The organism is Bacillus sp. TE9106W (genome assembly GCF_054062215.1).
Genome location: NZ_JBSSFA010000001.1, coordinates 206831 through 220117, shown reverse-complemented (window position 1 = coordinate 220117; position 13287 = coordinate 206831). Strand labels below are relative to the sequence as shown.

Here is a 13287-nt window from a genome sequence, read left to right as displayed (position 1 = left end):
TCTTTTTAGAAAGGTAGGAGTTATTTTTGGTGCAAGCTGCATATATTCATATTCCGTTTTGTCAGCATATTTGTCACTATTGTGATTTTAATAAAGTGTTTATTGAACGCCAGCCGGTGGATCAATATTTAGAGTATTTAGAGAAAGAAATAATAAATACAGTTCAAAAGGTACCGTTTGATAGTATGAAAACGATTTTTGTTGGCGGGGGAACTCCAACAGCATTAAATATGGAACAGACAAAGAAATTATTAGATATTATAAATCGTCGTTTACGTCCGTTTGCCCCGAATTGTGAATTAACATTTGAAGCGAATCCAGGTGATTTGCCGAAAGAAAAATTAAATGTATTGCTAGAAGGTGGAGTGAACCGAATTAGTTTTGGTGTGCAGACATTTCGAGATGAATTGCTTGAGAAAATTGGGCGCAAGCATACGAGAGAAGATGCGTTTGTAGCAATTAGAGAAGCACAGGAAGTGGGCTTCAAAAATATAAATGTAGATATTATTTATGCTCTGCCAGGACAGACGATAGAAGATGTGAAAGAAACGTTAGATATTGCTTTTACGCTTGGGGTACAACATTTCTCGGCATATTCATTAATTGTGGAACCGAAAACTGTGTTTTATAACTTAATGAATAAAGGGAAATTAAGACTTCCGGGTGAAGACCATGAAGCGAAAATGTACGAAATGGTAATGGATGAAATGGAGAAACATGGCTATACCCAGTATGAAATTAGTAATTTCTCAAAAGGTGATAATGAAAGTAGACATAATCTCACATACTGGAATAATGAAGAGTATTATGGGTTTGGAGCTGGAGCGCATAGTTATGTAAATGGAGAACGTATCCAAAATGTAGGGCCGCTCAAGCAATATTTTAATAAAATCGATGAAACGGGATTTCCGTACTTAGATGTTCACGTGGTGACGGAGAAAGAAAAGATGGAAGAAGAGTTGTTCCTAGGACTCCGAAAAACAAAAGGTGTATCTAAAATAGCGTTTCAAAAGAAATTTAATATGGAGATGAATCAAGTTTTCGCGAAGCAGTTACAAAATAACCAAGAACAAGGATTGCTTGAAGAGAGCAATGGATATGTTCGTTTAACGCGAAAAGGGAAATTATTAGGGAATGAAGTATTCCAATCATTTTTGATTGACTAATTACATGTTCCATGAACGTGAAAAAGTTTCATTATTTCGTGACGTTTCCGTTGACAATTGAATGTCAATTTTGGTAAGTTATTAATAGATTTAGCACTCGAAGACAAAGAGTGCTAACAGAGGTGATGATGAGATGCTTACGGAACGTCAGCTCTTAATTTTACAAACAATTATTGATGACTTTATTGGATCAGCGCAACCTGTTGGGTCGAGGACGTTGGCGAAGAAAGATGAAATTACGTATAGTTCAGCTACTATTCGAAATGAAATGGCTGATTTAGAGGAACTAGGATTTATTGAGAAAACGCATAGTTCTTCAGGACGTGTTCCTTCTGAAAAAGGATATCGTTTTTATGTAGACCATCTTTTAGCGCCGCAAAACTTACCAAAAGATGAAATTGTACAAATTAAAGATTTATTTGCTGAAAGAATTTTTGAAGCGGAAAAGATTGCGCAGCAATCAGCTCAAATTTTATCAGAGCTTACAAATTATACGGCCATTGTTCTTGGACCGAAGTTAAGCACAAATAAACTTAAAAACGTACAAATCGTTCCGCTTGATCGTCAAACTGCAGTCGCTATTATTGTAACGGATACAGGGCATGTACAAAGCAAAACGATTACCGTTCCGGAATCTGTTGATTTATCAGATTTAGAAAAAATGGTTAATATTTTAAATGAAAAGCTATCGGGCGTACCAATGTCAGAACTCCATAATAAGATCTTTAAGGAGATTGTTACGGTACTGCGTGGGTATGTTCATAATTACGATAGTGCAATAAAAATGTTAGATGGTACATTTCAAGTTCCTTTATCGGAAAAGATATACTTTGGAGGAAAAGCAAATATGCTTTCCCAGCCAGAGTTCCATGACATTCACAAAGTAAGGTCCTTACTGACGATGATTGATAACGAAGCTGAGTTTTATGATATTTTGCGTCATAAACAAGTAGGTATTCAAGTGAAAATTGGTAGGGAAAACTCTGCGACGGCCATGGAAGATTGTAGTTTGATTTCTGCAACATATTCGATTGGAGAAGAACAGCTTGGAACAATTGCTATTTTAGGTCCGACAAGAATGCAATACTCTCGGGTAATTAGTTTGTTACAGTTATTTACGAGACAATTTACAGATGGACTTAAAAAGTAAATGAGAGTAATACATTCGCTCAAGTGATGAACTTTTCATTGCTGTGTGTAATATATAATGCTTAGGTAATTGTGTTTAACATGGTACCTAATACCTTTTAAGGAGGTGAATATTGTGGAAGAGCGTAACGAACAAGTGGTAGAAGAAGTAAAAGAAGCGCAAGTTGAAGAAGCTGTCACGCCAGAAAACAGTGAAGAAACTGTAGAAGAAAAAAGTGAGGCTGCTCTTTTACAAGAAAAAGTAGATGAGTTACAAGCGAAACTAACGGAAACGGAAGGTCGCACATTACGTCTACAAGCTGATTTTGAAAATTATAAGCGCCGTGTCCAAATGGATAAACAGGCTGCTGAAAAATATAGAGCACAAAGTCTAGTTTCAGATATTTTGCCAGCTCTTGATAATTTTGAAAGAGCAATGCAAGTGGAAGCAACTGATGAGCAAACGAAATCCCTGTTACAAGGTATGGAAATGGTGCATCGTCAATTGCTAGAAGCATTGAATAAAGAAGGTGTTGAAGTGATTGAAGCTGTTGGTAAACAGTTTGATCCTAATGAACACCAAGCTATTATGCAAGTGGAAGACAGTGAATTTGAATCAAATGCGGTAGTTGAAGAATTCCAAAAAGGTTATAAACTAAAAGACCGTGTGATTCGCCCATCAATGGTAAAAGTAAATCAATAATTTACATAAAAGTAGGAGGATTCGCCATGAGTAAAATTATCGGTATTGACTTAGGTACAACAAACTCTTGTGTAGCTGTTATGGAAGGTGGAGAACCAAAGGTTATCCCAAATCCAGAAGGAAACCGTACAACACCTTCTGTTGTAGCTTTCAAAAATGAAGAGCGTCAAGTTGGGGAAGTTGCAAAGCGTCAAGCAATTACAAACCCAAATACAATCATGTCTGTTAAACGTCATATGGGTACAGACTACAAAGTAGAAGTTGAAGGTAAAGATTATACACCTCAAGAAATTTCTGCAATCATTTTACAAAACTTAAAAGCTTCTGCTGAAGCATACTTAGGTGAAACAGTAACGAAAGCTGTTATTACAGTACCTGCATACTTCAACGATGCAGAACGTCAAGCAACAAAAGATGCTGGTCGTATCGCTGGTTTAGAAGTTGAGCGTATCATTAACGAACCAACAGCAGCAGCGCTTGCTTACGGTTTAGAAAAACAAGATGAAGAGCAAAAAATCTTAGTATATGACTTAGGTGGCGGTACATTTGACGTATCTATCCTTGAGTTAGCAGATGGAACATTCGAAGTTATTTCAACTGCTGGTGACAACCGTCTTGGTGGAGATGACTTTGACCAAGTTATTATTGACCATTTAGTGGCTGAGTTCAAAAAAGAAAATAACATTGATTTAAGCCAAGATAAAATGGCGCTTCAACGTTTGAAAGATGCAGCTGAAAAAGCGAAAAAAGATCTTTCTGGCGTAACACAAACACAAATTTCATTACCATTCATTAGTGCTGGAGCTGCTGGTCCATTACATTTAGAATTAACATTAACAAGAGCGAAATTCGAAGAGCTTTCAGCAGGTCTTGTTGAAAGAACGTTAGAGCCAACTCGCCGTGCATTAAAAGACGCTGGTTTTGCTCCAAGCGAATTAGATAAAGTTATCCTTGTTGGTGGATCTACTCGTATCCCAGCTGTACAAGAAGCTATTAAACGTGAAACTGGTAAAGAACCATATAAAGGTGTAAACCCTGATGAAGTTGTAGCGTTAGGTGCTGCAGTTCAAGGTGGCGTACTTACTGGTGATGTAGAAGGCGTACTATTATTAGACGTAACTCCACTTTCTTTAGGTATTGAAACTATGGGTGGCGTGTTCACGAAATTAATCGAGCGTAACACTACAATTCCAACAAGTAAGTCACAAGTATTCTCAACAGCTGCTGACAACCAACCAGCAGTAGACATTCACGTATTACAAGGTGAGCGTCCAATGTCAGCTGACAATAAAACATTAGGTCGTTTCCAGTTAACAGATCTTCCACCAGCACCACGTGGTATTCCACAAATCGAAGTAACATTCGATATTGATGCGAACGGTATCGTTAACGTACGTGCGAAAGATTTAGGAACAAGCAAAGAGCAAGCTATTACAATCCAATCTTCTTCAGGTCTTTCTGATGAAGAAGTAGAACGTATGGTACAAGAAGCAGAGGCAAATGCTGACGCTGACCAAAAACGTAAGGAAGAAGTTGAACTTCGTAACGAAGCTGACCAACTTGTATTCCAGACAGATAAAGTTGTAAAAGATTTAGAAGGTAAAGTGGATGCTGCTGAAGTTGCAAAAGCAACAGAAGCGAAAGAAGCATTACAAGCTGCGATTGAGAAGAACGAGCTTGAGGAAATCCGTGCGAAAAAAGATGCTTTACAAGAAATCGTGCAACAATTAACTGTTAAATTATACGAGCAAGCTCAAGCAGCTGCAGGGCAAGCAGAAGGTGCAGAAGGAGCACAAGATGCTGGCGCGAAGAAAGACAATGTAGTAGACGCTGAGTTTGAAGAAGTAAAAGAAGACAAGTAATTTAACTATAAACATAATAAGTAAGATGACAAAAAGTCAAAGTCAAGCGTGCCTTGACTTTGGCTTTTTTCACGAATGAGAAGGAATGTGTGAGGATCTTAAGTTTTTTATTTTGCATACTGTAAGTGAGGAAACTTTGTTGCAAAGCACTTTCTTTCGGTGTTAAAATTACGTTTATGTGAAAGATTCGGGGGTTGTAAAATTATGAGTAAACGAGACTATTATGAGGTCCTTGGACTTAGCAAGGGTGCTTCAAAAGATGAAATAAAAAAAGCGTATCGTCGTTTGGCTAAAAAATACCATCCAGACGTAAGTAAAGAAGAAAATGCAATTGAAAAGTTTAAAGAAGTACAAGAAGCATATGAAGTATTAAGCGACGATCAAAAGCGTACGCAATATGATCAATTTGGTCATGCTGGTGCAAATCAAGGTTTCGGTGGCTTTGGCGGCGGAGGAGACTTCGGCGGTGGCTTCGGTTTTGAAGATATCTTTAGTTCATTCTTTGGCGGCGGTGGCGGCAGACGTCGTGATCCAAATGCTCCGCGTCAAGGAGCTGACTTACAATATCAAGTCACTTTAGATTTTGAAGAAGCTATTTTTGGTAAGGAATTAAATGTGGAAATTCCAGTAGAGGATCCATGTGATACTTGCAAAGGTAGCGGAGCAAAACCAGGAACTTCAAAAGAAACATGTAAACATTGTTCAGGGGCAGGTCAAGTAAGTGTAGAACAAAATACACCGTTTGGTCGTATTGTAAACCGTCAAGCTTGTAGTCATTGTTCAGGAACTGGTCAAATGATTAAAGAAAAATGTACGACATGTCACGGTTCTGGTAAAGTACGTAAACGTAAAAAAATCAACGTTAAAATCCCAGCAGGTATTGATAATGGTCAACAAATCCGTGTATCTGGAAAAGGTGAAGCGGGCGTAAACGGCGGACCAGCAGGAGATTTATATGTTGTTGTTCATGTAAGAAGTCATGAATTCTTTGAACGTGAAGGAGATCACATTATTTGCGAAATGCCATTAACGTTTGCGCAAATGGCACTTGGTGCTGAAGTAGAAGTTCCTACTGTTCATGGTAAAGTGAAGTTGAAAATTCCAGCAGGAACACAAACTGGAACAGAATTCCGATTAAAAGGAAAAGGTGCTCCGAATGTACGTGGATATGGTCAAGGAGATCAATATGTAGTCGTTCGTGTTGTTGTACCGACGAAATTAACTTCACATCAAAAAGATTTATTACGTGAATTTGCAGGGCAAGAAGAGCAGGATGATAGTTTATTCGGAAAGCTTAAACGTGCTTTCAAAGGGGAATAATGGAAATAAAAAATGGAGTTGGTAAATTGTGAAATGGTCAGAAATTAGTATTCATACAACAGAAGAAGCAGTAGAAGCTGTCTCTCATATTTTACATGAAGCTGGTGCTAGTGGAGTTGCGATTGAGGATCCAGCGGAGTTAACGAAAGAGCGCGAGCAACAATATGGTGAAATTTATGCATTGAACCCAGATGAATATCCGGCGGAAGGTGTATTAATAAAAGCATATTTCCCGCAAACGGATTCTTTACATGAAACGATTGCAGGTGTAAAATCATCTATTGATGTGCTTCCATCTTACGACATCGAAATTGGTACTGGAAATATTACCGTTAACGAAGTCAATGAAGAAGATTGGGCTACTGCTTGGAAAAAATATTACCACCCAGTACAAATTTCTGATACATTCACAATTGTACCGACTTGGGAAGAATATACACCATCTTCTCCGGAAGAAAAAATTATTGAATTAGATCCAGGTATGGCGTTTGGGACAGGAACTCATCCAACAACGACGATGTGTATCCGTGCTTTAGAAAAAACAGTACAGCCAGGTGATACGATCATTGATGTAGGAACGGGTTCTGGTGTACTGAGTATTGCAGCAGCAAAATTAGGTGCGTCTTCTGTTCAAGCCTATGATTTAGATCCGGTTGCAGTTGAAAGTGCAGAAATGAATGTACGTTTAAATAAAACAGATGACGTCGTGTCTGTTGGACAAAATAGTCTTTTAGAAGGTATTGAAGGTCCTGTTGATTTAATCGTAGCTAATTTATTAGCAGAAATTATTTTATTATTCCCTGAAGATGCAGCAAGAGTTGTGAAATCAGGCGGATTATTTATTACATCGGGCATTATTGCTGCGAAGGAAAAAGTAATTTCTGAGGCACTAGAAAAAGCTGGATTTACAATTGAAGAAGTGTTACGAATGGAAGATTGGGTAGCAATTATTGCACGAAATGCGTAATATAGATTTTAGTCTATAATGAAAAGGGGAGTCTCTCACTATAAGGTGAGGGACTTGCCGTTTGTTATATGAAAAATGATAACGTTTCGTTCTTTTCGTAAGTGTTGACTTACGAAAGGAACGAAACTCTACTAAGGTGATTATATGCAACGTTATTTTGTAGAAGAGAAATATGTAAATGAGACAAGTATTCGCATTGTAGGTGATGACGTACATCATATCGCAAGAGTGATGCGTATGTCAGTTGGTGATCACATTTATTGTTGTGTAAACGGAAAAACAGCCGTATGTTCAATTGATGAAATTACCAGTGAATTTATTAATACGGCTATTGTAGAATGGGTAGAGGCGTCAAGTGAACTTCCTGTTTTCATGACGATTGCAAGTGGACTGCCGAAAGGAGACAAGCTAGAGTTAATTTTTCAAAAAGGAACTGAGCTTGGGGCAGCTGCATTCTTACCATTTCAAGCATCTCGCTCTATCGTAAAATGGGATGCGAAAAAAGCTGATAAAAAAGTTGAGCGTTTAAGAAAAATTGTGAAAGAAGCTGCGGAACAATCACATAGAAGTGAAATTCCAGAAGTACACGCTCCGGCATCGTTTAAGCAATTGCTTTCAATGAGTGGTGAGTATGATGTTTGTCTTGTTGCTTACGAAGAGGAAGCGAAACAAGGTGAGAAATCTAATTTTGCGAAAGCTTTGACGACGATGAAACCAGGTCAAAAGCTATTGATTGTATTTGGCCCAGAGGGCGGTTTAGCAGAGGAAGAGATTACAGTGCTTCGTGAACATAATTTTGTACCATGTAGTTTAGGACCAAGAATTTTAAGAACAGAAACGGCGCCGTTATACGCGTTAAGTGCTGCTTCGTATCATTTTGAATTGATGGGGTGATGATCAATGTCAACTGTTGCGTTCCATACGTTAGGTTGTAAAGTAAACCACTATGAAACAGAAGCCATTTGGCAATTGTTTAAACAAGGTGGATATGAAAGAACTGAATATGAAAAGAAAGCTGATGTATATGTTATTAATACATGTACAGTAACAAATACGGGAGATAAAAAAAGTCGTCAAGTTATTAGACGTGCTGTTCGTCAAAACCCAGATGCAGTTATTTGTGTAACAGGATGTTATGCACAAACATCTCCAGCGGAAATTATGGCGATTCCAGGTGTAGATATTGTAGTTGGTACACAAGATCGTGAAAAGATGCTAGGATACATCGAAGAATTCCGTAAAGAGCGTCAACCGATTAATGCTGTCCGCAACATTATGAAAACACGTGTATACGAAGAACTGGATGTACCTTATTTCACGGATCGTACACGTGCATCTTTAAAAATACAAGAAGGTTGTAATAACTTCTGTACATTCTGTATTATTCCTTGGGCGCGTGGTTTAATGCGTTCTCGTGATGGGAAAGAAGTTATTAAACAAGCGCAGCAATTAGTAGATGCAGGTTATAAAGAAATCGTATTAACAGGTATTCATACAGGTGGGTACGGTGAAGATATTAAAGATTATAACTTAGCTGGATTACTTCGTGATATGGAAGCAGAAGTAGGCGGATTAAAACGTCTTCGTATTTCTTCTATTGAAGCGAGTCAGATTTCAGATGAAGTAATTGAAGTGTTAGATAAGTCTGAAGTAGTTGTACGTCACTTACACATTCCGTTGCAATCTGGATCTAATACTGTATTAAAGCGTATGCGTCGTAAGTATACGATGGAATTCTTCCAAGAGCGTTTAGATCGTTTGAAAGAAGCGTTACCAGGTCTTGCGATTACATCAGACGTAATCGTTGGTTTCCCAGGTGAAACAGAAGAAGAATTTATGGAAACATACAATTTCATTAAAGAGAACCGCTTCTCTGAGTTACACGTGTTCCCTTACTCGAAACGTACAGGAACACCCGCAGCACGCATGGAAGACCAAGTTCCTGAAGATGTAAAGAACGATCGTGTTCACCGTTTAATTGAATTATCTAATCAATTAGCGAAAGAGTATGCGTCACAGTTTGAAGGAGAAGTACTTGAAATTATTCCAGAAGAACAATTTAAAGAGGGCGACCGTGAAGGCTTATATGTAGGTTATACAGATAACTACTTGAAAATTGTATTTGAAGGATCAGAAGAATTAATTGGTAAACTAGTGAAAGTGAAAATCACGAAAGCTGGTTATCCATATAACGAAGCGCAATTTGTTCGTGTTCTTGAAGATGATGTGAAAAAGGAATCAGCAAGCGCATAAAAAAAAAGCATGCAAACGGAAACGATTTGCATGCTTTCTTTTTTTGTGGAGAAGTTAAGTACTGAAAATGTACGAGATGCGTAGTTGTTTCGTACGTTCCTGCATGAAAAAATGTGTAATGACAAAAATATAGTTGTCTTCAGGGGAAAGAATAAGAGCTATCTACATAGTTTTTGAAAAAGGAAGAGCATCTATTCCTCTTTTATTCTGCCAAATAGTTGACCTGAAGTGATAAAATGTATTATAATCGTAAAAGACATGCTGAAGAAGTGTTTCTTTTTGCATGCTGAAGTTAGTATGTAAGTGTGATGTTTCGGAGGGAGGGAAAGAGAATGTCAAAAACAGTCGTTCGTAAAAACGAGTCTTTGGAGGATGCACTTCGCCGTTTTAAAAGATCGGTTTCTAAAACTGGTACACTTGCTGAAGCAAGAAAGCGCGAGTTTTATGAAAAACCAAGTGTAAAACGTAAGAAGAAATCTGAAGCGGCAAGAAAGCGTAAATTCTAAGAGAGGGTGTAAGTTATGAGTCTTCTCGGTCGTTTAAACGATGATATGAAACAAGCGATGAAGAATAAACAAAAAGAAAAATTAACCGTCATTCGTATGGTTAAGGCTGCTTTACAAAATGAAGGTATTAAACTACAGCATACTCTTACTGAAGAAGAGGAACTAACAGTTTTAGCTCGTGAAGTAAAACAGCATAAGGACTCCCTCCTTGAATTTAAAAAAGCTGGTCGTGAAGACCTTGTTAATAAACTGCAAAGTGAAATTCAGATTTTAAGCGCATATTTGCCGGAGCAATTAACGGAAGAAGAGCTAGTTGATATAATCAAGCAAGTTATTTCTGAAGTTGGTGCGACTTCTAAAGCAGATATGGGTAAGGTGATGACTGCTGTTATGCCGAAAGTAAAAGGTAAAACAGACGGATCACTTGTGAATAAGCTGGTTATCCAGCTATTAGCATAAAAAAACGTCTCATTTCGTATGAGACGTTTTTTTATGCTTTTTTTCAGTTTGGACGTGATATTACAAGCTCTTTTTTCATACATATGGGATGAGAGGGGGTCTTTTGGGATGAAAAAATTAGAACAAATGAAGAATTGGTTAACGAAGCAAATAGACCTGCCAGTGGATGTGCTAATGGATCTACCTCGGATCACGCTTGTTGGGCAAGTGCATATCTATATAGAAAATCATCGAGGTTTATTAGTGTTTTCAGATAAAGAAGTAAGATTGTTGTTAAAACATGGTCAATTATTGATTAAGGGGCAGTCCTTTGTTATTAAAACAATCCTTCCGGAAGAACTTTTGCTTGAAGGGATAATTGAGCAAGTGACGTTTTTAGAAGACGAAAAGAAAGAGAAGTGAGGGAAACTTCCGTATGTGAAGTTTTTCTTCTTTATTTTAATGATTTACCCCTACTATTTAGTTTATCCCGTTATGTATGGAAAATAAAACTCTTTATTTCATTTTCGTACGAGCTATTTTGCTAATTAAAGTGAAAAGTAGTGTGTCTACTTTTGGAAAGGTAGTGAAGGTAGTAGATGAAAAATAAATGGTTTATAAAGTGGCTTGGATATGTAAAGGTACGAATTGAAGGTAGAGGAGCGGAACGGTTCGTTAACGAATGTGTGCGTAGAAAATTATTAGTTTGGGACGTTAAGAAAATTGCTGATGAAACGTTAGTTTTTTGTATGCTATTACGAGATGTGAAAAAAATCAAACCGATTTATAGAAAAAATGAATGTAAACTATACTTTATTGGGCGTTACGGTTTTCCTTTTTGGAATAAGCGTTTAATTAAAAACAGTGGATTCTTAATTGGTTTTTTAATTTTCTTTTTTGGAATGATTGCATTATCAAATATGGTTTGGAAAATTGAAATTACAGGAGCGAAACCTGAAACAGAATATATATTGATGAAAGAATTGGACAAAATGGGTATTAAAAAGGGGAAATTACAATTTCAAATGCCTAGTGTAGAAGATGTACAACGTCATTTGACAGACAATATTAATGCAATTACTTGGGCAGGATTAGAAATAAGGGGAACGACATATCATTTTAAAATTGTTGAAAAAAATGAGCCGAAAAAAGAGAAGGAACAAAGGCCGCAAAATTTAGTGGCAAAAAAAGAAGCAATTGTTACAAAAACATTTGTTGAAGTAGGAAAACCAGTGGTGCTAAAAAATGATCATGTAGAAAAAGGACAGCTTCTCGTATCGGGGGTATATGGTAATGAGGAGAGTCCGACGATTGTTTCGGCGAAAGGTATTGTATATGGAGAAACGTGGTATACATCTAATGTGAATGTGCCGCTGAAGACACAATTTCAAGTGTATACAGGCAATACGTATAATGAGCATTACCTTAAATTGGGGAGTGCGAAAATAAAAATATGGGGATTTCAACATGATAAGTATAAACGCTCTCGTACGGAAAATGTAAAGCATGATGTGAAATTATTTGGTTTTACACTACCGATTGCATACGAAAAAGATATAGTGCGAGAAGAGGAAGAAGCAAACCGGGAATATACAGAAAAACAGGCAATGAAAGTAGCAAAAGAGATGGCAGAAAAAGAACTAAAGAAAAAATTGGATGAACATGCTATGATTGTAAGTGATAAGATTTTGAGTAAAGAGGTTGAGGCGGATCAATTAAAAGTCACATTGCATTATACTGTGATTGAAAATATTGCAGAACCACAACCAATATCCGAATCCGATATTCAAGGAGACTGAGTAATGGCAGAACAATTAGTAGAAATGAACCAACAATTGGAAAATACTAACGAAGCAATCGCTCTTTTTGGAGTCAATGATGCTCATTTGAAAGTAATTGAACGGGAACTGAATGTATCGATTATAACTAGAGGTGAAACTGTTCATGTATCTGGAGCAGTTGAAACTGTGACACTCGTAGAAAAAATCTTACAGCAATTACTTGTTGTTATTCGAAAAGGTGTATCAATTACAGAAAGAGATGTTGCGTATGCAATTCAGCTCGCACAACAAGGGAAAATTGCTCAATTTGAAGAGTTATATGAAGAAGAAATCTTTAAAACGGCAAAAGGTAAATCCATTCGTGTAAAAACAATGGGACAGAGAAGATATATTCATGCAATGAAGAAAAATGATATTGTATTTGGAATAGGACCTGCGGGGACTGGGAAAACATACTTAGCTGTAGTAATGGCTGTAAGAGCTTTAAAGCAAGGGTATGTAAAGAAAATCATTTTAACGAGGCCAGCTGTAGAAGCTGGAGAAAGTTTAGGGTTTTTACCGGGTGATTTGAAAGAGAAGGTAGATCCGTACTTGCGTCCATTGTATGATGCTCTGCACGATATTCTTGGACAAGAATATACGCAGCGTATGATGGAGAGAGGTGTAATTGAAATCGCGCCTCTTGCTTATATGAGAGGGCGTACGCTCGATGATTCGTTTGTTATTTTAGATGAAGCACAAAATACAACAGGTGCACAAATAAAAATGTTTTTAACTAGATTAGGTTTTAGTTCTAAAATGGTTATTACGGGGGATCCTTCACAAGTAGACTTACCAAAAGGGGTAAAATCAGGGCTTACGCTAGCTTCTAACATTTTATCTGGTGTATCAGGTCTTTCGTTCATTACATTGGAACAAACGGACGTTGTAAGGCATCCACTGGTGCAACGTATTATTGAGGCATATGATAAAATGGAATGATCCTATTTGTCAGGATCATTTCTTTTTGTATTAAGGTTGGCGAACGGCATATTTTTTACTATCATAAAAGATAAGAGAAATAAACTATAGGTACTGGTGTATAAAAATGTTACCTAAAAGTATCGTTGGCTAGAAGAAATGAAAGCTATAAATAGTTTCACTTTATTTCTGGAGAGGAGAAG

13 protein-coding genes are annotated in these 13287 nt (G+C 37.2%); all 13 read left to right on the top strand.

From position 1 onward, the window contains the following. Positions 1–26: 26 nt before the first annotated feature. The 13 genes from hemW to ACVWY7_RS01210 all read left to right on the top strand — a co-directional run bounded on the left by hemW (position 27) and on the right by ACVWY7_RS01210 (position 13105). A complete protein-coding gene (gene hemW, locus ACVWY7_RS01270) occupies positions 27–1166 on the top strand; it encodes a radical SAM family heme chaperone HemW (protein WP_105989431.1) in 1140 nt (379 codons plus the stop codon). Between the two features lie 133 nt (positions 1167–1299). Further along, the gene (gene hrcA, locus ACVWY7_RS01265; RefSeq protein WP_000954954.1) at positions 1300–2316 is read left to right on the top strand and encodes a heat-inducible transcriptional repressor HrcA; all 1017 of its coding nucleotides are present in this window, start codon (positions 1300–1302) and stop codon (positions 2314–2316) included. Between the two features lie 114 nt (positions 2317–2430). Then, positions 2431–2997 (top strand): nucleotide exchange factor GrpE, encoded by a 567-nt coding sequence (gene grpE, locus ACVWY7_RS01260; RefSeq protein ID WP_000392710.1) that lies wholly within the window; start codon positions 2431–2433, stop codon positions 2995–2997. Between the two features lie 26 nt (positions 2998–3023). Then, complete coding sequence (gene dnaK, locus ACVWY7_RS01255; RefSeq protein ID WP_000034699.1) at positions 3024–4859, top strand: chaperone protein DnaK; 1836 nt, start codon at positions 3024–3026, stop codon at positions 4857–4859. A gap of 204 nt (positions 4860–5063) precedes the next feature. Continuing rightward, on the top strand, positions 5064–6179 hold the full coding sequence (dnaJ, locus tag ACVWY7_RS01250) for a chaperone protein DnaJ (RefSeq protein ID WP_000043944.1): 1116 nt from the start codon (positions 5064–5066) through the stop codon (positions 6177–6179). Positions 6180–6207: 28 nt separating this feature from the next. Further along, positions 6208–7146, top strand: coding sequence for a 50S ribosomal protein L11 methyltransferase (gene prmA, locus ACVWY7_RS01245; protein WP_000872105.1), 939 nt, complete (start codon positions 6208–6210; stop codon positions 7144–7146). A 144-nt stretch (positions 7147–7290) separates the two neighbouring features. Continuing rightward, the gene (locus tag ACVWY7_RS01240; RefSeq protein ID WP_001190168.1) at positions 7291–8040 is read left to right on the top strand and encodes a 16S rRNA (uracil(1498)-N(3))-methyltransferase; all 750 of its coding nucleotides are present in this window, start codon (positions 7291–7293) and stop codon (positions 8038–8040) included. A gap of 6 nt (positions 8041–8046) precedes the next feature. Next, on the top strand, positions 8047–9399 hold the full coding sequence (gene mtaB / locus ACVWY7_RS01235) for a tRNA (N(6)-L-threonylcarbamoyladenosine(37)-C(2))-methylthiotransferase MtaB (RefSeq protein WP_000108686.1): 1353 nt from the start codon (positions 8047–8049) through the stop codon (positions 9397–9399). 332 nt (positions 9400–9731) lie between these two features. Continuing rightward, on the top strand, positions 9732–9905 hold the full coding sequence (rpsU, locus tag ACVWY7_RS01230) for a 30S ribosomal protein S21 (RefSeq protein WP_000048061.1): 174 nt from the start codon (positions 9732–9734) through the stop codon (positions 9903–9905). Positions 9906–9920: 15 nt separating this feature from the next. Continuing rightward, positions 9921–10364, top strand: a complete 444-nt coding sequence (locus ACVWY7_RS01225) for a GatB/YqeY domain-containing protein (RefSeq protein ID WP_000054571.1) — start codon at positions 9921–9923, stop codon at positions 10362–10364. 108 nt (positions 10365–10472) lie between these two features. Then, entirely contained in the window at positions 10473–10766 is a 294-nt protein-coding gene (yqfC, locus tag ACVWY7_RS01220; protein ID WP_000732265.1) for a sporulation protein YqfC, read from the top strand. Between the two features lie 176 nt (positions 10767–10942). Further along, a complete protein-coding gene (gene yqfD / locus ACVWY7_RS01215; RefSeq protein ID WP_000792481.1) occupies positions 10943–12142 on the top strand; it encodes a sporulation protein YqfD in 1200 nt (399 codons plus the stop codon). A gap of 3 nt (positions 12143–12145) precedes the next feature. Next, positions 12146–13105 (top strand): PhoH family protein, encoded by a 960-nt coding sequence (locus tag ACVWY7_RS01210; RefSeq protein ID WP_000840510.1) that lies wholly within the window; start codon positions 12146–12148, stop codon positions 13103–13105. Positions 13106–13287: the final 182 nt, after the last annotated feature.